Annotated in this window: 20 protein-coding genes; 9 read left to right on the top strand and 11 right to left on the bottom strand. The window is 68.4% G+C overall.

The genetic code is table 11. From position 1 onward, the window contains the following. Window positions 1–248 precede the first annotated feature (248 nt). The 4 genes from ACJJV6_RS10440 to ACJJV6_RS10425 are packed head-to-tail and all read left to right on the top strand — an operon-like array spanning window position 249 to window position 3,818. Entirely contained in the window at window positions 249–1,259 is a 1,011-nt protein-coding gene (locus ACJJV6_RS10440) for a tripartite tricarboxylate transporter substrate binding protein (protein WP_009357249.1), read from the top strand. After that, window positions 1,256–1,759 (top strand): tripartite tricarboxylate transporter TctB family protein, encoded by a 504-nt coding sequence (locus tag ACJJV6_RS10435; protein WP_009357250.1) that lies wholly within the window; start codon window positions 1,256–1,258, stop codon window positions 1,757–1,759. The genes ACJJV6_RS10440 and ACJJV6_RS10435 overlap by 4 nt, the downstream gene beginning before the upstream one ends. Continuing rightward, window positions 1,759–3,429 carry a tripartite tricarboxylate transporter permease gene (locus ACJJV6_RS10430; RefSeq protein WP_009357251.1) on the top strand — a complete coding sequence of 557 codons (1,671 nt, stop codon included), beginning with the start codon at window positions 1,759–1,761 and terminating at the stop codon, window positions 3,427–3,429. The genes ACJJV6_RS10435 and ACJJV6_RS10430 overlap by 1 nt, the downstream gene beginning before the upstream one ends. Then, window positions 3,426–3,818, top strand: coding sequence for a universal stress protein (locus tag ACJJV6_RS10425; RefSeq protein ID WP_009357252.1), 393 nt, complete (start codon window positions 3,426–3,428; stop codon window positions 3,816–3,818). The genes ACJJV6_RS10430 and ACJJV6_RS10425 overlap by 4 nt, the downstream gene beginning before the upstream one ends. Here ACJJV6_RS10425 and ACJJV6_RS10420 read toward each other — a convergent pair. Then, the gene (locus ACJJV6_RS10420) at window positions 3,815–4,678 is read right to left on the bottom strand and encodes a fumarylacetoacetate hydrolase family protein (RefSeq protein WP_407708869.1); all 864 of its coding nucleotides are present in this window, start codon (window positions 4,676–4,678) and stop codon (window positions 3,815–3,817) included. The genes ACJJV6_RS10425 and ACJJV6_RS10420 overlap by 4 nt on opposite strands. A 188-nt stretch (window positions 4,679–4,866) precedes the next feature. Between ACJJV6_RS10420 and ACJJV6_RS10415 the strand changes: the two genes are divergently transcribed. After that, window positions 4,867–5,127 (top strand): hypothetical protein, encoded by a 261-nt coding sequence (locus tag ACJJV6_RS10415; protein ID WP_354177076.1) that lies wholly within the window; start codon window positions 4,867–4,869, stop codon window positions 5,125–5,127. A gap of 88 nt (window positions 5,128–5,215) precedes the next feature. Here the strand turns inward: ACJJV6_RS10415 and ACJJV6_RS10410 are convergent, their stop codons facing one another. The 4 genes from ACJJV6_RS10410 to ACJJV6_RS10395 form a co-directional block, all read right to left on the bottom strand. Next, complete coding sequence (locus ACJJV6_RS10410) at window positions 5,216–5,452, bottom strand: hypothetical protein (RefSeq protein ID WP_035752228.1); 237 nt, start codon at window positions 5,450–5,452, stop codon at window positions 5,216–5,218. Window positions 5,453–5,614: 162 nt separating this feature from the next. Next, window positions 5,615–7,207 (bottom strand): histidine ammonia-lyase, encoded by a 1,593-nt coding sequence (hutH, locus tag ACJJV6_RS10405; protein WP_407708868.1) that lies wholly within the window; start codon window positions 7,205–7,207, stop codon window positions 5,615–5,617. 74 nt (window positions 7,208–7,281) lie between these two features. Beyond that, window positions 7,282–8,979: a urocanate hydratase gene (gene hutU / locus ACJJV6_RS10400; RefSeq protein ID WP_407708867.1), complete on the bottom strand. Its 1,698-nt coding sequence runs from the start codon at window positions 8,977–8,979 to the stop codon at window positions 7,282–7,284. A 195-nt stretch (window positions 8,980–9,174) separates the two neighbouring features. Beyond that, window positions 9,175–9,990, bottom strand: a complete 816-nt coding sequence (locus ACJJV6_RS10395) for an IclR family transcriptional regulator (RefSeq protein WP_407710489.1) — start codon at window positions 9,988–9,990, stop codon at window positions 9,175–9,177. Between the two features lie 265 nt (window positions 9,991–10,255). On the opposite strand from ACJJV6_RS10395, the gene ACJJV6_RS10390 reads away from it, so the two are divergent. Beyond that, window positions 10,256–10,891, top strand: a complete 636-nt coding sequence (locus tag ACJJV6_RS10390; RefSeq protein ID WP_407708866.1) for a LysE family translocator — start codon at window positions 10,256–10,258, stop codon at window positions 10,889–10,891. A gap of 120 nt (window positions 10,892–11,011) precedes the next feature. Here ACJJV6_RS10390 and ACJJV6_RS10385 read toward each other — a convergent pair whose 3' ends face one another. Continuing rightward, on the bottom strand, window positions 11,012–11,875 hold the full coding sequence (locus ACJJV6_RS10385) for an SDR family oxidoreductase (protein ID WP_407708865.1): 864 nt from the start codon (window positions 11,873–11,875) through the stop codon (window positions 11,012–11,014). Window positions 11,876–11,996: 121 nt separating this feature from the next. On the opposite strand from ACJJV6_RS10385, the gene ACJJV6_RS10380 reads away from it, so the two are divergent. Both ACJJV6_RS10380 and ACJJV6_RS10375 read left to right on the top strand, forming a co-directional pair. Continuing rightward, on the top strand, window positions 11,997–12,398 hold the full coding sequence (locus ACJJV6_RS10380) for a helix-turn-helix domain-containing protein (protein ID WP_009357261.1): 402 nt from the start codon (window positions 11,997–11,999) through the stop codon (window positions 12,396–12,398). 169 nt (window positions 12,399–12,567) lie between these two features. Beyond that, complete coding sequence (locus ACJJV6_RS10375; RefSeq protein ID WP_407708864.1) at window positions 12,568–12,831, top strand: hypothetical protein; 264 nt, start codon at window positions 12,568–12,570, stop codon at window positions 12,829–12,831. 28 nt (window positions 12,832–12,859) lie between these two features. Here ACJJV6_RS10375 and ACJJV6_RS10370 read toward each other — a convergent pair whose 3' ends face one another. Next, entirely contained in the window at window positions 12,860–13,648 is a 789-nt protein-coding gene (locus ACJJV6_RS10370; RefSeq protein WP_009357263.1) for a 3-hydroxybutyrate dehydrogenase, read from the bottom strand. Window positions 13,649–13,774: 126 nt separating this feature from the next. Here ACJJV6_RS10370 and ACJJV6_RS10365 point away from each other — a divergent pair, with 126 nt between their 5' ends. Beyond that, window positions 13,775–14,692: a LysR family transcriptional regulator gene (locus ACJJV6_RS10365; protein WP_407708863.1), complete on the top strand. Its 918-nt coding sequence runs from the start codon at window positions 13,775–13,777 to the stop codon at window positions 14,690–14,692. Window positions 14,693–14,720: 28 nt separating this feature from the next. Here the strand turns inward: ACJJV6_RS10365 and ACJJV6_RS10360 are convergent, their stop codons facing one another. The 4 genes from ACJJV6_RS10360 to ACJJV6_RS10345 all read right to left on the bottom strand — a co-directional run bounded on the left by ACJJV6_RS10360 (window position 14,721) and on the right by ACJJV6_RS10345 (window position 19,481). Continuing rightward, window positions 14,721–15,692 carry a spermidine synthase gene (locus ACJJV6_RS10360; RefSeq protein ID WP_407708862.1) on the bottom strand — a complete coding sequence of 324 codons (972 nt, stop codon included), beginning with the start codon at window positions 15,690–15,692 and terminating at the stop codon, window positions 14,721–14,723. Window positions 15,693–15,785: 93 nt separating this feature from the next. Further along, entirely contained in the window at window positions 15,786–17,318 is a 1,533-nt protein-coding gene (gene rfaE2, locus ACJJV6_RS10355; protein ID WP_133348330.1) for a D-glycero-beta-D-manno-heptose 1-phosphate adenylyltransferase, read from the bottom strand. Then, window positions 17,315–18,739, bottom strand: a complete 1,425-nt coding sequence (locus ACJJV6_RS10350; RefSeq protein WP_407708861.1) for an aldehyde dehydrogenase family protein — start codon at window positions 18,737–18,739, stop codon at window positions 17,315–17,317. Before ACJJV6_RS10350 ends, rfaE2 begins: the two co-directional genes overlap by 4 nt. 40 nt (window positions 18,740–18,779) lie before the next feature. Beyond that, the gene (locus ACJJV6_RS10345; protein WP_407708860.1) at window positions 18,780–19,481 is read right to left on the bottom strand and encodes an SDR family oxidoreductase; all 702 of its coding nucleotides are present in this window, start codon (window positions 19,479–19,481) and stop codon (window positions 18,780–18,782) included. Window positions 19,482–19,520 lie beyond the last annotated feature (39 nt).

Raw genomic sequence — 19,520 nt, 5'->3', positions numbered from 1 at the left:
TGGTCCCTGCCGTAATTACCGGGAACTATACCGGGCCGACCACCTCAGACGCTTTCTCACCTCCCGCCGCCTAAACCCCGTCGCCCTCCCGGCGTCTGGCTACACCACCGGCAGCGCTGCCTGCCTGACACGTGAACTTAATGAACTCAACTTTCTCTGCGTACACAAGAGTGACCGGCATCACGGCGGCACCTAGCATCGAATCACCAGTCAGTCTTGCTGATCGTTTTTCAGAGAAGAGGAACACCATGCGCCAGATCCGCGCATTGCGAATCGCCGCCGTCGCTGCCGGCATCGCCCTGATGGCCACCGGCTGCGGTGCCACGGGCAAGAGCTCCAACGGTTCGGAAACCTCCGGCGCCGCCGCCGGCCCCATCACCGGCCTCCAGATCATGGTCCCCAACACCCCGGGCGGCGGGTACGACACCACTGCCCGTGCAGCCGCGAAGGTCCTCGAGGACGAGAAGATCACCAGCAACACCGAAGTCTTCAACCTCGCCGGTGCCGGCGGCACCGTGGGCCTGGCCCGCGTGGTCAACGAAAAGGGCAACGGCGATCTTGCCATGCTCATGGGCCTTGGCGTGGTTGGTGCCAGCTACACCAACAAGTCCGAGTCGAAGCTGACGGAGACCACCCCGCTGGCCCGCCTGATCGAAGAGCCCGGCGCCATCATGGTCAGCAAGGACTCCCCGTACAAGACCATCGACGACCTCGTGGCAGCCTGGAAGGCGGACCCCGCTTCCATCTCCGTGGGCGGCGGCTCCTCCCCCGGCGGCCCGGACCACCTGCTTCCCATGCAGCTGGCCGGCGCGGTGGGCATTGACGCCACCAAGGTCAACTTTGTCTCCTACGACGGCGGCGGCGACCTGCTGCCCGCGATCCTCGGCAACAAGCTGGGCTTCGCTGCCTCCGGCGCCGGCGAGTTCCTCCAGCAGATCCAGTCCGGCGAAGTCCGGGTGCTGGCCACCAGCGGCGAAGAGCGGCTCGAAGGCGTGGATGCACCCACGCTGAAGGAATCCAACATCGACCTGGTGTTCACCAACTGGCGCGGCGTCGTGGCCCCTCCCGGCATCAGCGACGAGGACAAGGCATCCCTGATCGCCGCCCTCGAGAAGATGCACGAGAGCGAAGGCTGGAAGGAAGCCCTGAAGACGCACAGCTGGACCGATGCGTTCATCACCGGCGATGAGTTCGAGACCTTCCTTACCGAGCAGGACAAGCGGGTGGCGGACGTCCTGACGAAACTGGGCCTGGCGTGAGCTCCTTGCCAACCGGCCTGAAAGGCCGCGCCGAGCTGGGGGTCGCCCTCCTGCTCGGCGCGGCCGGCGTCCTGGTCTTCCTTGACGCCAGCCGCCTGTCCGTCCCCTATTCCCAGTCGGATCCGGTAGGGCCCAAGACCGTCCCGTTCATCGTGGCCGGGCTGCTGGTAGTGTGCGCCATCCTGCTGGCGGTCAACGTCATGCGCGGCGGCAAGGGTGAAGCCGAAGGCGGCGAGGACATTGAACTTGGCCACCCCGCCGACTGGAAAACCGTCCTGCCCTTGGCCGGCGCGTTCGTCCTCAACATCCTGCTCATCGACTGGGCCGGCTGGGTCATCTCCGGGACTGTCCTGTTCTGGGGCAGCGTCCTGGCACTGGGCAGCCGCCACTACATCCGGGACGGGCTCCTCTCCGTGGCCCTCTCGCTGCTGACCTTCTACGGCTTCTACCTCGGCCTCGGCATCGCGCTCCCGGCCGGACTCCTGGAAGGAATCCTCTGATGGACGTCTGGTCCTCACTGATGGACGGTTTTGCCACCGCCCTGACCCCCATGAACTTCCTGTACGCCGTCATCGGCGTGCTGCTGGGCACCGCCGTCGGCGTCCTTCCGGGCCTGGGCCCGGCCATGACCGTGGCGCTGCTGCTTCCGGTCACTTACGCCCTGGAACCCACCAGCGCCTTCATCATGTTTGCCGGCATCTACTACGGCGGCATGTACGGCGGCTCCACAACCTCGATCCTCTTGAACACCCCGGGCGAATCGTCGTCGGTGGTGACGGCCATCGAAGGCAACAAGATGGCCAAGGCGGGCCGCGCGGCGCAGGCACTTGCGACGGCGGCCATCGGCTCGTTCGTTGCCGGCACCATCGGCACCGCGCTCCTCGCCGTCTTCGCACCCATCGTGGTGGAGTTCGCCGTCAGCCTGGGTGCCCCCAGCTACTTCGCCATCATGGTGCTCGCCCTGCTGGCTGTGACGGCCGTCCTGGGCTCGTCCCGCCTGCGCGGCTTCGCCTCACTGGGCCTCGGCCTGGCCATCGGCCTGGTGGGCATCGATTCCGTGACCGGCCAGCGCCGCCTGACCTTCGGCCAGCCGCTGCTGGCGGACGGCCTGGACATCGTGGTGGTGGCCGTGGCCATCTTCGCCGTCGGTGAAGCCCTCTGGGTGGCCGCCCACCTGCGCCGCAATCCCCTGCATGTCATTCCCGTGGGGCGGCCCTGGATGGGCCGGAAGGACTGGGGGCGCTCCTGGAAGCCTTGGCTTCGTGGAACCGCCTTCGGCTTCCCGTTCGGCGCCTTGCCCGCCGGTGGTGCCGAGATCCCCACGTTCCTGTCCTACGTCACCGAAAAGCGCCTCTCCAAGCACCCCGAGGAATTCGGCAAGGGCGCCATCGAGGGTGTGGCCGGACCTGAGGCGGCGAACAATGCGGCTGCCGCCGGTACCCTGACTCCGCTGCTGGCCCTGGGCCTGCCCACCAACGCAACCGCCGCCGTCATGCTGGCCGCCTTCACCACTTACGGCATCCAGCCCGGGCCGCAGCTCTTCTCCAGCCAGGGACCCCTGGTGTGGGCGCTGATCGCCAGCCTGTTCATCGGCAACCTGCTCCTCCTGCTGATCAACCTGCCGCTGGCACCGCTGTGGGCCAAGCTGCTGCAGCTGCCCCGTCCGTACCTCTACGCCGGCATCCTGTTCTTTGCCACGCTGGGCGCCTACTCGGTGAACCTGCAGGCGTTCGACCTGGTGGTCCTGCTGGTCCTGGGTGCGCTGGGCTTCATGATGCGCCGCTTTGGCCTTCCGGTCCTGCCGCTGATCCTTGGCGTCATCCTCGGCCCGCGCATCGAGGGGCAGCTCCGCAAGACCCTGCAGCTCAGTGCCGGCGACCCGGCCGGGCTCTTCAGCGAGCCGATTGCCATCGTCGTCTACATCATCGTGGCGCTCATCCTGGTGTGGCCGTTTGTCTTGAAGCTGATCCGCCGCAACCGGCCGCAGGCTGCCGGCGCCCCGTCGGCCCCGGCCGCCCCGTCAGGCAGTTCCGCCCCGTCAGGCAGTTCAGCGCCGGCAGAACTCCCCGGCCGCCAGGAGCCTGCAGCCCGCACCGAAACCACTGTCCATGCACCCGGTTCAGGCCACGAGGACCGCACTGTCCGCTCAGACAAGAAGGAGACACCATGACCATCGTGGTGGGATACGTCCCGACCCCCGAAGGCGAAGCAGCCCTCACCCAGGCCATCACCGAGGCCCGGAAGAGCAACACCAGACTGTTGGTCATCAATTCGTCCCGTGGGGACGCGCTGGTGGACAACCGCTATGCCCAGGAGCCGGACATCCAGAGCATCGAGGACCGCCTGGCAACCCAGGGCATCGACCACGAGATCAAGCAGCCGGTCCGTGGGCACGATGCCGCAGCCGAGGTCCTGGATGCCGCGGAGGAGCACAACGCCGAGCTGATCGTGATCGGCCTGCGCCGCCGGACCCCGGTGGGCAAGCTGATCATGGGCAGCGTCTCCCAGCGGATCCTGCTGGAAGCGGACTGCCCGGTCCTTGCCGTGAAGGCAGGCTAGGAGCGGACCAGCTCCTGGCGCTGGCGGCCCAGCCCCTGCACCTCTACCTCCACCACGTCACCAGGCTGGAGGTAGGGGTAGCGGCCGCTCAGCGCCACCCCCTCCGGGGTTCCGGTGAGGATCACGTCACCGGGCTCCAGGCGCATGTACTGGCTGCAGTGGTGGACCAGCGTGGGTGCGTCGAAAATCAGCTGCGCCGTGTCCGAGTCCTGGCGTGGCTCCCCGTTGACCCAGCTCTGAAGCGGCAGGTTCCCGCCGTCGATATCCTCTGCCGGCACAAGCCACGGGCCCAGGGGTGTGGACCCCGGCAATGACTTGCCCTTGGTCCATTGCCCCGCCGCGCCGGGAAGCTGGTACGCCCGCTCGGAAAGGTCATTCGCCGTGACGTAGCCGGCGATGCATGCCGCCGCCTCTGCGGTGCTTTCCAGGTAGCTGGCTTCCCGTCCGATGACGATGCCCAGCTCCACTTCCCAGTCGAACTTGCTGGACAGCGGCGGAACTGCGGCCCGGTCGAAGGGCCCGGTGACAGTATTGCTGGGCTTGAGGAACATGACCGGTACCTCCGGCGGGGTGGCGCCCGACTCCGCCGCATGGGCCGCGTAGTTCATGCCGATACCCACCACCGCTCCCGGCCGGGCCACCGGGGACCCCACGCGCAGGTTCGGCGCGTCTTCAACGGCCGGCAATGTCCCGGCTTCCAGCGCGGCACGGACCTTCGCAACGCCGCCGGACGCCAGGAAGGCGCCGTCCACATCGCGGGTCAGCGGGAGAAGGCTGAAGTACTGGCCGGAGCCATTGTCCGCCGTCACCAGGACCACCGGCTGCTCGTGCCCGCTCTCGCCCAGGCGCATTAGCTTCATGGTGGGTCTCCTTTATTCCGTGGTCCCGGTTTGCTGGATTTCATAGTGGCCGATGCGGCCAGGCTCCCGCCAAACGTACCGATTGTGACTGGCCTTCAGGCCGCCAAAACAGCAGTCATCTGACATCTTTGGATGAGGCGGGTAAACTGGACCAGCCCTCCGGCACGAAAACACAGAAAGTTCAGCACATGACGACAGCAACTTTGGAACGCCACCCGGCTACCACGGAGCCCGCTGAAGCAGCGCCCGCCCGGTCCATCGACCTGGAATTCTCCAGTGCCCTCGAGGTGCACGCCGGGCTGGAAGAGGCTGTTGCCGAGCTGATCGAGGTGGCAAGCAAGGACGCCTCCTGCGGCATCCTGGTGACCAGGCTCCACCCGGGCCGCTACACCGTGGCCCTGGATGAATCAGTGCCGTTCGGCGAAACCTATGAGGCCATCGCCGCCTAGGAACGGCCCTTCCGGCACAAGCCGCTTAAGCACAAATCCCCGCACCGCCCAAGGCGGTACGGGGATTTTGCTGTTTCTCCAGGGGCTGCTAGCCGCGGCGGACCTGCACGCCGTCGGACTTCAGGAAGAGCTGTTTTTCCGCCGGGCCCGCCGGCACAAGCCACAGGACGTTTCCGCTCTGCGACACCTCTTCCACCTCCCCGGCCGCTACAACATGCGCATGCTTGATGATCTCGACGCGGTCACCGACGGAAAGGCTCTTCCAGTCGGATACCACGGCGGAATGGGCATTGCGCCTCGATAGGACTGCCCCACGTGCTTTCATGTGAACTTCTACCCCTTTGTATACGTTCTGCGCCACAGCCTCGTTGATGTGACTTTCACTACACCTTCAGTTCTACTACACTCTGTACGCCCCTGACGTCCGTGTCGGCCAAAATTCCATCAGGTGGACACAGAGGCAGCAGAAGCCGAAGATCCTTCGCTGTCAGGCGAGGGGGCCGACTGCGGATTCGGCCGCCCGGCGCACCTCCCCCGACGCCACCAGCCGGTCAGCCGTTTCCAGTTCCGGAGACAGGAAGCGGTCCGTTCCGGGCCCGTCCACCACCTCGCGGAGGGTAGCCACCACGGCGGCACCCGCCGGCCCCGGCGTCAGGACGCCCCCGGACAGCTGTGTGCGGATGTCCAGGGCCCGGGCCGAGGTGACCAGCTCAATGGCCAGGACGCGGCGCAGGTTGTCCACGGCCTTCCGCAGCTTGCGGGCAGCATGCCAGCCCATGGACACGTGGTCCTCCTGCATGGCGGAGCTCGGGATGGAGTCCACCGACGCCGGGACTGCCAGCCGCTTGTTGTCCGAGACCAGCCCCGCCTGGGTGTACTGCGCGATCATCAGGCCGGAGTCGACGCCGGGGTCTGCCGCCAGGAAGGCCGGCAGGCCGTGCGAGCGCGCGGGATCGAGCATCCGGTCCGTCCGGCGCTCGGCGATGGAGCTCAGGTCAGCCACCGCGATGGCCAGGTAGTCCAGGACGTAGGCCACCGGGGCGCCGTGGAAGTTGCCGTTGGAGCTGACCCGGCCGTCGGGCAGCACCACGGGGTTGTCGATGGCGGCCGCCAGCTCACGGGTGGCCACGAGTTCGGCATGGTCCACGGTGTCCCTGACGGCACCGGCGACCTGCGGCGCGCAGCGGAGCGAGTAGGCGTCCTGGACGCGCGAATCGCCCACCCGGTGGGAGGCCACGATCGGCGAACTGGAAAGCACGCGCAGCATGTTGTCCGCGCTGGCCGCCTGTCCCGGATGGGGACGCAGGGCGGCGTGCAGCTCCGGGAGGAACACCTGGTCGGTGCCGAGCAGTGCCTCGACGCTGAGCGCGGCGGTGATGTCCGCCGTCGTCAGCAGCTGGCGGAGATCGGCGATGGCCATCAGGAGCATGCCCAGCATGCCCTCGGTGCCGTTGACGAGGGCAAGGCCCTCCTTCTCGGCGAGGATGACGGGTTCGATGCCGTGCCCTGCAAGCAGTTCGGCGACAGGCCGCTGTCCCTGCCCGCCGTAACGGACGCCGTCGGGCCCTTCCGCTTCACCCTCGCCCATCAGCACCAGGGCGCAGTGCGAGAGCGGGGCGAGGTCGCCGGAGCAGCCGAGCGACCCGAACTCGCGGACCACCGGGGTGATGCCGGCGTTGAGCACGTCCACCATGGTCTGGAGGACCACGGGACGGACGCCGGTGCGGCCTGATGCCAGGGTCTTGGCCCGCAGGAACATGATGCCGCGCACCACTTCGCGTTCCACCGCCGGCCCCATCCCGGCGGCGTGGCTGCGGATCAGGCTCTTTTGGAGCTGGGTTCGCAGCTCGTTGGGGATGTGCCGGTTGGCGAGGGCGCCGAAGCCGGTGGAGATGCCGTAGGCGGGGGTGTCGCTCGCGGCCAGGCTGTCGATGTGGGCGCGGACTTTGGCGACGGCGTCGAGGGCCTCAGGCGCAACGGCAACCTTGGCGTTGTGGCGCGCGACGGCGAGCACATCCTCGGGCGTGACGCCGCTGGAGCCGAGGGTGACGGTCAGCGGTTCATGGGTTGTAAGGGTCATTGTGGTTCCTACTTCTGTGGTCGAGCCTGTGGCGTTGGTTGAGCTTGTCGAAACCTTGATTTCGACAAGCTCAATCACCGGTTCTCGTTCATGGGGATGCGGACGCCGCGTTCCTTGGCGACGTCGAGGGCGCGGTCGTAGCCGGCGTCGGCGTGCCGGATGACGCCCATGCCGGGGTCGTTGGTCAGGAGGCGTTCCAGCTTTTCGGCGGCGAGGTCGGTGCCGTCTGCGACGGAGACCTGGCCGGCGTGGATGGAGCGGCCGATGCCGACGCCGCCGCCGTGGTGCAGGGACACCCAGGTGGCACCGGAGGCGGTGTTCAGCAGCGCGTTCAGCAGGGGCCAGTCGGCGATCGCGTCGGAGCCGTCTGCCATGGCCTCGGTCTCGCGGTACGGGGACGCGACGGAGCCGGAATCGAGGTGGTCGCGGCCGATCACGATGGGGGCCTTGACCTTGCCTTCCTTGACGAGCCGGTTGAACAGCAGCCCGGCCTTGGCGCGTTCGCCGTAGCCAAGCCAGCAGATGCGGGCGGGCAGGCCTTCGAACTCCACGCGTTCCTGAGCGGCGTCGATCCAGCGGTGCAGGTGCTGGTTCTCCGGGAACAGTTCCTTGATGGCTTCATCGGTGACCCGGATGTCCTCGGGATCACCGGACAGCGCCACCCAGCGGAACGGGCCCAGGCCCTCGCAGAACAGCGGCCGGATGTATGCCGGGACGAAGCCGGGGAACTCGAAAGCGCGCTCGTAGCCGCCCTTGCGGGCCTCGTCGCGGATCGAGTTGCCGTAGTCGAAGACCTCGGCGCCGGCGTCCTGGAACTCCACCATGGCCTGGACGTGCCGGGCCATCGAGGCCTGGGCCTTCTTGGTGAAGCCTTCCGGATCCGCCTCGGCCTCGCGGTGCCATTCGGCCACGGAAATGCCCTCGGGCAGGTAGCTTAGCGGATCGTGGGCGGAGGTCTGGTCAGTGACGATGTCCACGGTGAGTTCGCCGGCCTTGTGGCGGCGGAGGATCTCGGGGAAGACCTCGGCGGCGTTGCCCACGTAACCCACAGACCAGCCGCGGCGCTCTTCCTTGGCCTTGAGCACCTTGGCGATGGCGGCGTCGAGGTCGGTTTCCACTTCGTCCAGGTAGCGCTTGCCGGCGCGGCGGCGCAGGCGGGTCTCGTCGACGTCGACAATCAGGCAGGCGCCCTCGTTCAGCGTGACAGCCAGTGGCTGGGCGCCGCCCATGCCGCCGCAGCCGCCGGTGAGGGTCAGGGTGCCGGCGAGGGTGCCGTTCTCGTCCCCGGTGAGCTTGCGGGCGATCGCGGCGAAGGTCTCGAAGGTGCCCTGCAGGATTCCCTGCGTGCCGATGTAGATCCAGGACCCGGCGGTCATCTGGCCGTACATCATCAGGCCCTCGGCTTCGAGCCGGCGGAACTCCGGCCACGTGGCCCAGTCCCCCACCAGGTTGGAGTTGGCCAGCAGCACCCGGGGCGCCCATTCGTTGGTGCGGAACACACCCACCGGCTTGCCGGACTGGACCAGCAGGGTCTCGTCCTTTTCCATGGTTTCCAGGGTCCGGGTGATGGCGTCGAACGCGGCCCAGGACCGGACAGCACGGCCGGTGCCGCCGTAGACCACCAGGTCATCCGGGCGCTCGGCGACCTCGGGGTCCAGGTTGTTCATCAGCATGCGCAACGGCGCTTCGGTCTGCCAGGACTTGGCGGTGAGCCCGGTGCCGCGGGCAGCTTTGACCGGGCGGGCACCGGTGGTGAAATCGGCGGGTGCCATGATGGCTCCTTTTCATGTGTGTCTGTGGTGGGAAAGAACTTCTGTAACAACTAAAGCCCTTTGGGAAGGGGGTTCACAGGGGTTTTGCGAGGGTGCTGTCCGGCATTCCAGACACCCACGGCCGGCCAGGTTGCTCTATCACTTAAGGCTCCCATTCCGGGGTTTTAGCAGCCGTAAGTGATGGAGCAACGAGGGTTATTTGCCGGGGCGTCCGTGAATCCGGACCGATAGTTCGTCGGCGACCTTCTGGACCCGGGCGGCCAGCGCGGGCCACTCGTCCGCCGCCAGCTTGTCCTCGAGGAAGGTGACGGCGACGGCGGCCGTGGGCCAGCCCAGGTGGTCGGTGACGGCGGCGGCGATGGACCCGAACCCTGGCGTCACCTCGCCGTGCTCGGTGGCATAGCCGCGCTGCCGGACCTGGTCCAGGTGGGAGGACAGCGCGGAATACTTCATGATGGGCGTCTCGGTCTCATGACGGGCCGTGAACGCAGCCGCGTTCGGGTACAGCGCGCGGACCTGGGACTTGGGCAGTGCGGCGAGGATGGCGCGCCCGCTGGCGGTGAGGTGGCTCGGAAGCCGGACGCCGACGTCGGTCACCAGGGACGGGCGGTTCTTGGCCCGCTCCTCCACGATGTACAGCACGTCGCGGCCGTGCAGCACGGCCAGGTGCGCACTCTCGCCGATGGCGTCCACCAGCGACGCCAGCAGCGGGCGGCCCAGCCGGGACAGTGGCTCCTGCCGGGAGTACGCGGAACTGAGCTCGAAGGCGCTGATCCCCAGGCCGTAGCGCTGCTCCTCATGCAGGTGGAGCACAAAGCCGTTGGCCTCCATGACCCCCAGCAGGTGGTAGACGCTGGAGCGCGGCAGTCCGAGTGTTGCCGCGATCTGGGACGCTGCCATCGGCCCCCGCCGGGACGCGAGCAGCTTCAAAATGCGCAGCGTGTTTTCGGCCGCGGGAACTTTCGATGCCACCTTTGCTTCGCGCCCGGGGGCCGGCTGGGTTTCCGTCACTGCCACTGGTACTCCTCCCTCCGGGAAACCGGAACTGTCCGGTATCCCATACACAAGGATGCGCCCTTAGGGGAAGAACAGACCGCCGCTAGCAAGAACCGTTGTCTGGCATTCCAGACATCGCCAGTGACTGCAGCAACGGACGACGCCGGGCCCACCTTGTGGACGAAACGTCGCCCTTGGCCGCGGTCCAGCCTGCCCGGGAAGGCTGATCCGGTTAGGCCCGACCGGTGCCGCCCGCCCCGTCCCGGGACTAAAATCAGGCATGGTTCCCCTCTCCAACCTGCTGGCGTTTTCGCTCGCCTCGGTGGTGCTCATTGCCGTCCCGGGGCCGAGCGTGCTCTTCGTGATCGGCCGTTCCCTGGCCCTGGGCTGGAAGGGCGGTGTCCTCACCGTCCTGGGAAATGCGGCGGGGCAACTGCTCCAGGTGGCTGCCGTGGCCCTGGGGGTGGGCGTCGTGGTGGCGCAGTCCGTGGTTCTCTTCAGCATCGTGAAGTTTGCCGGTGCCGCCTACCTCGTCTATCTGGGCGTGCAGGCAATCCGGCATCACCGCGGGCCGGCCGCGCCGAACCGGAACCCTGCCCCGTCCGCGCCCTGGCGGCTGGTGGGGCAGGGAGCCGTTGTGGGTGCCACCAACCCCAAGTCGGTCGTTTTCTTCGTTGCCGTCCTGCCCCAGTTCGTGGACTATGCGTCCGGCGCCATCCCCCTGCAACTGGGCCTGCTGGGCGCTGTGTTCCTGCTGATCGCCCTGGTCTCGGACAGCCTCTGGGCCATTGCCGCCGGCACGGCCCGGCAGTGGTTCGCCCGGTCTCCGCGCAGGGTGGACGCTGTGGAGGCCACGGGCGGAGCACTGATGATCGGACTGGGCGGCACCCTCGCCCTCACGGGCAGCAAGTCCTGACCCCCTCCCGGCGCTCGCTCACTTAATGCACGGTATGTCGGATCCCTCTCTCACCGGGTGACAGAGGGATCCCCCAAAACCTGCAGGATGTGCGGGAGCGCCGGGAGTGCGGCGCGTTCGTCAGACGGCGGCGGCCGCCGACCGCACCGCCTCGGCGAGGGACGTCGTCGGCCGTCCAATCAGCTTCCGCAGGTCGCCCGTGCTGACCAGCAGGTCGCCGCGGGCGATGCCCAGGTCCGAGTCGGCAAGGATTTCCGCGAAGGCAGCCGGAACGCCGGCGCCCGCCAGCAGGCCCGCGTAATCCTCGGCGGGCAGGTTGTTGTAACTGATCTCCTTGCCGGTAGCGGCGGTGATCTCCGCGGCCAGGTCCGCCATGGTGAAAGCTTCGTCACCGCCCAGCTCGTACACCTTGCCCGCCTGCCCGTCGGCAACCAGGACGGCCGCGGCCGCGTGCGCATAGTCAGCCCTGGAGGCACCGCTGACCCTGCCCGAGCCCGCGGCACCGGCGAGCCCACCCTGCGCGAGGGTTCCCGGCAGCTGCTCCGTGTAGTTTTCCAGGTACCAGCCGTTGCGCAGCAGGACGAAGGGGACACCGGACCCGCGGAGGATGGCTTCCGTCTCCTTGTGCTCGGCGGCCAGCAGCATGCCGGTGGTATCGGCATTGGCGATGCTGGTGTACGCCAGGAGCTCCACGCCTTCGGCCTTGGCCGCCTCAATAACAGTGCGATGCTGGTCCACCCGCTGGCCCACCTCACTGCCGGAGACCAGCAGCACCCGGCGGGCACCCCGCAAGGCCGCAGCCACGGATGCCGCGTCCGCATAGTCCAAGCGCCGGACCTGCACGCCCTGCTCCGCGAAGTCCGCCAGCTTGTCGACGGAGCGCCCGGCTGCCACGATGTCCTGGGCGGGAACGTTGCGCTCCAGCAGTGCCTCGATGACGTGGCGGCCGAGTTGTCCGGTGGCTCCGGTTACGACGATGCTCACAATGGGTCCTTTCGTTTGGTTTTAGCCTGTCGAAGGGCACAACCATGGTCCGCCGGGTTTACTTCCCAATAGAGAGTACGCACTTGAAGGTAAGGTACTGACCTCACGGTAAGCTGGGTCCATGGAAGCCACCACGCATCCGTCCCCGCTGCCCCGGAGCTTTGCCGACGGCGTCTTCCCGGCCGGGTGCCCCAGCCGGATCCTGCTGGACCACATCACCAGCAAATGGGGCGTACTGATCCTGCTGTCCCTGTCCGAAGGGGAGCAGCGGTGGAGCGAATTGCGGCGGCGGGCCGAGGGCATCAGCGAAAAAATGCTGGCCCAGACGCTCAAGACCCTGGAACGGGACGGCCTGGTCAGCAGGCACGCCCAGCCGGTCATTCCGCCACGCGTCGACTACAGCCTCACCGGGAAGGGGTACGAACTCAGCGGACTGCTGGTGCCCCTGGTTGCCTGGGCCTTCGACAACGCTGACGACATCATCAACGGCCAGAGCAGTCGCGGAGCAGTGCCGGGCAAGTAGCGGCCCAAGCAAAGACGAGTACCTGTTACTGGTGTGACTGGTGTGAATAGCGCATAGCCTTGGGGTAAGGTGCCCAGCCGGAATGGGAGGGCCGCCCTCTGCTGGGAGCGTTCCGGTTGACCTGCACCGCCAGTGAGCGGCCCCTGCCGCTTTCGAGGAGTTGGTTCGCATGGTCAAAGCCCAAGTCCAGGACCCTTACAGCATGGGCCGGCCCGTCAGCCTGGCCGAAGCCGCAAAGCACACCTGGACCCGGGTCCGGAGGTCCTTCGCCCCACGTTCCCCTTTCAAGATCGGCGACGCCGTAGTGGGTGACGATCCCTTCAAGGGCCGGCATGAGGGGGTGGTGGTGTTCCTGCAGGGAACCGCCGCCGGTGTGGACACAGCACAGGGCGTGTTCTTCTACGACCACCGGCAGCTCAAACGCCTTGACTAACCCCCAAAGGACAAGAACTCGAGGGGGGCTACTTCGCTGACCAGCCGCCGTCCATGGTGTAGCTGGCACCGGTGACCATTCCCGCAGGGGCCGACGCCAGCCACGCCACCAGGGATGCTACCTCCTCCGGCTCCACCAGGCGCTTGATGGCGGACTCGGTAAGCATCACCCTGGCCAGGACTTCGGACTCGGGGATGCCGTGCACCTTGGCCTGGTCCGCGATCTGCGACTCCACCAGCGGCGTGCGCACATAGCCGGGGTTGATGCAGTTGGAAGTCACCCCGTGCTCCCCGCCCTCCAGCGCCGTCACCTTGCTGAGCCCCTCAAGCCCGTGCTTGGCGGCGACGTAGGCGCTCTTGAACGGCGAAGCCCGAATACCGTGAACCGAGGAAAGGTTGATGATCCGGCCAAAATTGTTGGCGTACATGTGCGGCAGTGCCGCCCGGATCAACAGGAACGGCGCCTCCAGCATCAGGGTGAGGAGCCGCCGGAAATCGGCGGGATCGAACTCCTCGATGGGGCTGATGCGCTGGATCCCGGCGTTATTCACCAGGATGTCGCAGTCCAGGCTCAGGGTGGCGAGCCGGTCCACATCCAGCAGGTCCACAGCCCAGGAGGTGCCGCCCACCTCGTCGGCGAGCGCGGCGGCGCCGGCGGAGTCGACGTCGGCCACCACCACCTTGGCCCCGCGCGCCGCGAGCTCCCGCACGCACGCCGCTCCGATTCCACTGGCACCTCCGGTAACCAGCGCCTTCCGGCCGTTCAAATCACCGCCGGACCCGGCTGCCTGGTTTGCGGGGCGTTGCTCTGCGCTCACTGTTTCTCCTTGGTGTCTTCACTGACACGTGCTGGTCTCCAGCACTGACGGCTACCCTGAGTATTGCTGCACACAGATGCGGCTTCAATAACCAAACCGGCACCCGCCATGTGCAGAATTGCAGATATGAACGCCAATCCGGATGACCTCCTGGTCCTGCTCGCAGTGTCCCGCTCGGCAAAATTTACGACGGCGGCCCAGGCCTTGGGGCTGAACCACACCACCGTCTCGCGCAGGATCGCCGCGCTGGAGAAAGCGCTGGGCGGCCGGGTCCTTGCCCGCGCCGCGGGCGGTTGGGAACTGACCGAGCTGGGCCAGCAGGCGGTGCTTGTGGCCGAGCAGGTGGAGGCCGTCCTGGGCACGCTGGGACCGGCGGGCAAGGCACCGGACCCGATAACCGGCGTCGTGCGCATGACGGCGACCGACGGGTTCAGCGCCTACATCGCGGCTCCTGCAGTGGCCCGGCTCCGCCGTGACCACCCGGGCCTCAGCGTGGAGGTGGTGACCATGACCCGGCGGGCTCTGCAGCAGCGCTCGGGGCTTGACATCGAGGTGGTGGTGGGAGAGCCGCAGGTGCACCGTGCCGAGGCCGTGCGGCTGGGCGAATACATGCTGGGCATGTACGCCTCACGGGCCTACCTTGCCGAGCATGGGATGCCCGGCAGCGTGGCCGAGCTCAACGAGCATCCGCTGGTGTATTTCGTGGACTCGATGCTGCAGGTGGACGACCTGGACGCGCCGCGCCGGCTGGTCCCCGCCATGCGCGACGGACTGACGTCCACCAACGTCTTCGTCCACGTCGAGGCCACGCGGGCGGGCGCAGGTGTGGGATTCCTGCCCTGCTTCATGGGCGACCTCCACGATGACCTGGTCCGGTTGTTCCCGGATGAGATCGCCGAACTGCTCCCCTACTGGATGGTCCTGCGTGCGGAGTCACTGCGACGGCCGGCGGTCGCGGCCGTGGTGCAGGCGCTGCGGGACCAGGTGGCCGCCCACCGGGAGGCGCTCCTGGGCCGGGCTTCCTCCTCATCGACTGCTCCATAACTGCCGTTATGAGCCCTGATAACGGCAGTTACTCAGCAATCGATGGGTGACTGGTTTGACCGGGCCCATCCACCGGTGCGGGAGGGTCGTGGCGGACCGGGGCGCCGGCAGCGAAGGCCCGGACCTGGGCGTCGTCCCAGAGGTGTGCCGGGACCGCGCCGCCCAGGAGCCGGCGGGCAAGCTGCGGATCGTCCCCAAAGGGAACGTCGCTGCCGGCCATCACCATGTTCCCGTAGCGCCTGCCCTTCAGCATGGCGGGGTCGGCGATGATGACGGTGTGCGCGAAGGCGGCCGCGATGGTGGCGGCGTCTTCACGCGCGTTCTTGAGGTCCGGCCCGTCGCCCGAGTTCACGACGTACACCCCGCCGGGGGCGAGGACCCGGCGGACGTGCTGGTTGAACTCGGCCGTTGTCAGCGGGCGCGGGGTCAGGGCACCGGCAAAGACGTCCCGGATGATGAAGTCCCGGGTGTCCGGGGTCAGGGTCTCCGTCACCTGGCGGGCCTCCCCCACCCGCAGGCGCAGCAGCGGGGCCTTGGGGAGGTCGAACCAGCCGCGGACATATTCGGCCAGCTTCCCGTCGAGCTCCACCACCACCTGCCGCGCGTCGGGGTAGGCGGCGGCAAAGTAGCGGGCCAGCGAGCAGGCGCCGCCGCCCAAATGCAGCCCGCGCAGCCGGGAGGTTGTGCCGGTGCCCGCTGCGGAGCCTCCGGAAGCAATGCCCGACGGCGGCCAGCGCGACTCGATCAGCGCCGCCATCCAGCGCATGTACTCGAAGTCGAGGAACAGCGGGTCGGCGAGGTCGATGTGCGAGCTCATGACGCCGTTGATCTTCAGGAGCCAGCCGGTGGAGTTGTCCTGGTCCGCGATCAGCTCGCAGTCGCCGGTATCGATGTAGTAGACGCCTTCCACGGGACCGCCAGGCTTTGTCCCCTTGGTTTGTTCGGCCGTGACAGCCGCCGTCCGGCCGGCCCGGCCCCCTGACTTTCCGCGTTTCGCCATTACCCGTGCCGCGCCTCAGTCATGCTTCAACCCTAGTTGAATCCATGGCCCGCCTCCGGTCCTTCGCGGACAGAGGCGGGCCTGCGGAAACAGCTAGATGGCCGAAGCGGCACCCTCGCCGTCCCTGATCCGGTTGACCACGGCGGTGGTGGAGCGTTCCGCCACGTAGTCCAGGATGGCCACCCGGCCGCCGTATTCCTCCACGGCCGGGGTCTCCGCCAGCATCTCCGGGGTGTAGTCCCCGCCCTTGGCGTAGACCTCCGGGCGGAGCTGCCGGATGAGCGGCCCGGCGGTGGGGGTGTCGAAGACGGTCACGTAGTCCACGCAGCTGAGGGCGGCCACCACGGCGGCCCGGTCGCCCACGGCGTTGATGGGCCGGCCGGCGCCCTTGAGCCGGCGGACCGAGTCGTCGCTGTTGAGGGCCACCACCAGGATGTCGCCCAGCTGCTTGGCCTGGTTGAGGTAGCGGGTGTGCCCGCTGTGCAGCACATCGAAGCAGCCGTTGGTCAGCACGATCCGCTGCCCCTGCGCCCGGTGCACGTCGAGCTGCCGTTCCAGTTCGTCGGCACCCAGCGCGGTGTCCGCGAAGGCCCGGAGGTAGCGGCCCAGCTGTTCTGTGCTGCACACCGACGTGCCCGGCTGGTGCACCACCACATCCGCTGCGGACTGCGCCAGGTCCAGGCTCGCGGTCAGGGGCAGCCCGGCCGAGCGGCCCAGCGTGAGGGCCGCAACGAACGTGTCGCCGGCCCCGGAGGCCTGCTTCTCGGCCGCCGGCCGTGCCCACGTGCGGTGCCGGACGCCGTCGGACGTCAGCAGAACCGTGCCGTCGCGGTCCAGGGTGACCACCACCGCCCGGGCGCCGGTGGCCGCGAGCAGGGCTTCGGCGTGCGCACCCACGGCGTCCACGCGTTCCTGTCCGTCGGGCAGCCGCCGGTCCAGCAGCCGCGCCGTTTCCTGCGCGTTCGGGGTGACCAGGTCAGGGTGCAGCGGAGCCCAGGGGCGGGGATCGTGCGAATCGACCACCACCAGGGGCCGCCGCGCCACGCCCTCCCGGGACCCCAGCGCCGCCACCAGTCCGTCATGCACCGGCCCGGCGAGGACGCCGTTGCCGTAGTCGCAGACCAGGACGGCATCCTGGCGTTCGACGGCGGCGCGCACCGAGGCGGCCAGCGCGGCCAGCGCGTCGGCCGGCACAGTCCTGGCTGAGTCGTCCAGGCGCAGCATCACCTGCCCGCCGCTGCTGATCCTGGTCTTGGTGGTGGTCACCATGTCCGGGTGGGTCTGCAGGTGCCGGACGTCGATGCCGGCAGCCACCAGCTGGTTCCGCAGGTCCACGCCGGCGTCGTCGGTGCCGATGATCCCGGCCACGGAAACCCGCGCGCCCAGGGCGGCCAGGTTCATGGCGGTGTTGGCTGCACCGCCGGGGACGGACTCCCGGACCTGGATGTCCACCACCGGGGCGGGGGCCTCGCGGCAGAGCCGCTCGATGGTGCCGCTCCACCAGCCGTCCAGCATGAGGTCGCCAATCACCAGGATGCGTGGTTCTTCCGCCGCCAGCCGCCCGGGCAGCCACTCCGACAGCGCCCGCTGGCTGGAGAGGTCCACGGCTTCGGGAGACGTGCTCATGGCTGGTCCTTCCGGGGGGTCGTCGCGGGCGGGGCAGCAATGTGCACCACCTTCACCTGGCTGAACTCGTCCAGCAGCTCCGGGCCGTAACCGAACCCGTGCCCGCTGTCGCCGCGCGGCTGTGCCGCGCCGCCCGGGGCGCCGCCGAACACCTCATTGACCTTGACGGTTCCCACCGGCAGGGCCGCGACCGCCTGCTGGATGTGCGCGATATTGCCGCTCAGGACTGTGGCGGCCAGGCCATACCTGCCGCTGCATGCCAGGCGCAGGCCGTCGTCGAACGTGTCCACCACCTGCACCGGGGCAACCGGGCCGAAGGTCTCCTCTGTCATGACCTGCATCCCGTCCGTGCAGTCCAGCAGCACGGTGGCCGGATACAAGGACCCCGGCCCGTCCGGAAGGGTGCCGCCCTCAACCGCCCGGGCACCCTGTTCCAGGGCGTCCGCAACCTGGGCGTGCACCTCGTCGCGCATGCGCAGGTCCACCAGCGGCGCCACGCTGCCGTTGCTGTTGCGCTGCGCGGCCTCTGCCTGCAGGGCGGCGCAGAACTCCTCCGCGATGGCCTTGTGGACGTAGATCCGCTCCACCGCTGTGCAGATCTGGCCGCTGTTGCTGAAGGCACCGATGGCGGCCTGGCTGGCGGCCCAGGCGGGATCCACATCGCTGTCCACGAGCAGCGGATCGTTGCCGCCGTTCTCCCTGATCACGTGGGCTCCGGTCAGCGCCCCGGCCCGGGCGATCCGGGCACCAGAGGCGCTGGACCCCACGTGGGCCAGCACATCCACGTCGGCCTGGGACAGCAGGGCGCCCACCTCCGCCCCGCCGTTGACCGTAAGGAACACCCCTGGCGGAAAGGCCGGCGCCAGGACCTCGCCGAGCGCCTCGCCCAGGCGCGGGCACCGCTCGCTGGGCTTGTGGATGACGGTGTTTCCGGTGACCAGGGCTGCGCCGATCAGGCCGCAGGCCACCGCCACCGGATCGTTCCAGGGCGTCAGGAGGACTGCCACGCCCCGGGGTTCGGCCACCGTGTAGTCGGAGGCGAGCCGGTTTCCGCGGAGGCTGTGGCCACGGTGCACCGGGCCGAGCTCGGCGTACTGCTCCAGGGTGGACACCCCGGCGGCAATGCCGGCGAGCGCTTCCTCCACCGGCCGGCCGGTTTCGCTGGCGTTGAGGCCGGCCAGCTCCTGCGCTGCGGCATCGAGTGCACGGGCAGCGGAGCGCAGCGCGGCACCCCGCTCTCCCGGGGCCGTGGCCGCCCATTCGGCGGTGGCACTGCGGGCCACTTCCACGGCATGGTCCACTGCACCCGGCCCGGCTTCGGGCACCGTCCACAGGATGTCACCCGTGCGTGGATCCCGGATGGTGATGCCGGAACCGCTGGCGGTGTCCTGGCTGATGGTTTCGGTGGCTGTTGTAGGCATGGGGTTCCTCCCGTCGGTTCATGCAGGGCCGGTCTGGGGCTTAGGGCCAGGAGCCCTCCTCCTCGTGGCAGACCAGCATCTCGCGGACTTCGCAGCCCTTCGGCTGGGACAACGCGAACAGGATGGCCTTGGCCACGTTCGCCGGATCGTTGAGCCTCGAATCGTCCTGGGGCTTGTACTGTTCGGTGCGGTCATCGAAGAAGCGGGTCTTCATCCCGCCCGGGATCATGGTGGTGACGCCGATTTCCCCGCCAGTCTCGGCGGCGAGCGCGTGGCTGAAGCCCACCACGCCGAACTTGGAGGCGCAGTAGGCTGTGGCGTCAGCCACCGCGCGCTTGCCCAGCGTGGAAGCGACCGTGACAACCCGGCCGTGGGTGGCCTTGAGGTACGGCAGGGCGGCCCGGACCACGGACACGGTGCCCATCAGGTTCACGCCGATGACCTTTTCCCACTCCGTGGCATCCACGTCGGCCAGCTTGCCGCAGCGGTCGATCCCGGCGGCGGTGACCACCGCGTCCAGCCCGCCCACCGTCTCGGCGGCTTCGCGCACCGCGACTTCCACCGCCAGGCGGTCGGCGACGTCCACTTCGAAGGCCTTCACGCCGGAGACGTTGCTGATGTCGCGGTCCAGCACCACCGGGGTGCCGCCCGCGTTGAGGACGGCCTCGACGACGGCGGCGCCCAGTCCGGAGGCCCCTCCGGTAATGAGGACGCGGCCGGGTGCATGCGATTCTGCGGTCATGGTGTTCCTTTCACATGGGTAAATACGTTGTCGTGTAGC

The organism is Arthrobacter nitrophenolicus, assembly GCF_045833485.1.
Classification (GTDB): Bacteria; Actinomycetota; Actinomycetes; order Actinomycetales; family Micrococcaceae; genus Arthrobacter; species Arthrobacter nitrophenolicus.
The sequence above is the reverse complement of the archived record's forward strand: the minus strand, read 5'-3'. Positions and strand labels throughout refer to the sequence as shown.

What these genes read in the sequence shown, in the direction of transcription:
- ACJJV6_RS10380 (WP_009357261.1), top strand. Translation starts at nt 11,997, where the DNA reads ATGGAAGCCACCACGCATCCGTCCCCGCTGCCCCGGAGCTTTGCCGAC.
- ACJJV6_RS10365 (WP_407708863.1), top strand. Translation starts at nt 13,775, where the DNA reads ATGAACGCCAATCCGGATGACCTCCTGGTCCTGCTCGCAGTGTCCCGC.
- ACJJV6_RS10350 (WP_407708861.1), bottom strand. Translation starts at nt 18,739, where the DNA reads ATGCCTACAACAGCCACCGAAACCATCAGCCAGGACACCGCCAGCGGT.
- ACJJV6_RS10360 (WP_407708862.1), bottom strand. Translation starts at nt 15,692, where the DNA reads ATGGCGAAACGCGGAAAGTCAGGGGGCCGGGCCGGCCGGACGGCGGCT.
- ACJJV6_RS10390 (WP_407708866.1), top strand. Translation starts at nt 10,256, where the DNA reads ATGGTTCCCCTCTCCAACCTGCTGGCGTTTTCGCTCGCCTCGGTGGTG.
- rfaE2 (WP_133348330.1), bottom strand. Translation starts at nt 17,318, where the DNA reads ATGAGCACGTCTCCCGAAGCCGTGGACCTCTCCAGCCAGCGGGCGCTG.
- hutH (WP_407708868.1), bottom strand. Translation starts at nt 7,207, where the DNA reads ATGACCCTTACAACCCATGAACCGCTGACCGTCACCCTCGGCTCCAGC.
- ACJJV6_RS10415 (WP_354177076.1), top strand. Translation starts at nt 4,867, where the DNA reads ATGACGACAGCAACTTTGGAACGCCACCCGGCTACCACGGAGCCCGCT.
- ACJJV6_RS10440 (WP_009357249.1), top strand. Translation starts at nt 249, where the DNA reads ATGCGCCAGATCCGCGCATTGCGAATCGCCGCCGTCGCTGCCGGCATC.
- ACJJV6_RS10345 (WP_407708860.1), bottom strand. Translation starts at nt 19,481, where the DNA reads ATGACCGCAGAATCGCATGCACCCGGCCGCGTCCTCATTACCGGAGGG.
- ACJJV6_RS10420 (WP_407708869.1), bottom strand. Translation starts at nt 4,678, where the DNA reads ATGAAGCTAATGCGCCTGGGCGAGAGCGGGCACGAGCAGCCGGTGGTC.
- ACJJV6_RS10425 (WP_009357252.1), top strand. Translation starts at nt 3,426, where the DNA reads ATGACCATCGTGGTGGGATACGTCCCGACCCCCGAAGGCGAAGCAGCC.
- hutU (WP_407708867.1), bottom strand. Translation starts at nt 8,979, where the DNA reads ATGGCACCCGCCGATTTCACCACCGGTGCCCGCCCGGTCAAAGCTGCC.
- ACJJV6_RS10410 (WP_035752228.1), bottom strand. Translation starts at nt 5,452, where the DNA reads ATGAAAGCACGTGGGGCAGTCCTATCGAGGCGCAATGCCCATTCCGCC.
- ACJJV6_RS10375 (WP_407708864.1), top strand. Translation starts at nt 12,568, where the DNA reads ATGGTCAAAGCCCAAGTCCAGGACCCTTACAGCATGGGCCGGCCCGTC.
- ACJJV6_RS10430 (WP_009357251.1), top strand. Translation starts at nt 1,759, where the DNA reads ATGGACGTCTGGTCCTCACTGATGGACGGTTTTGCCACCGCCCTGACC.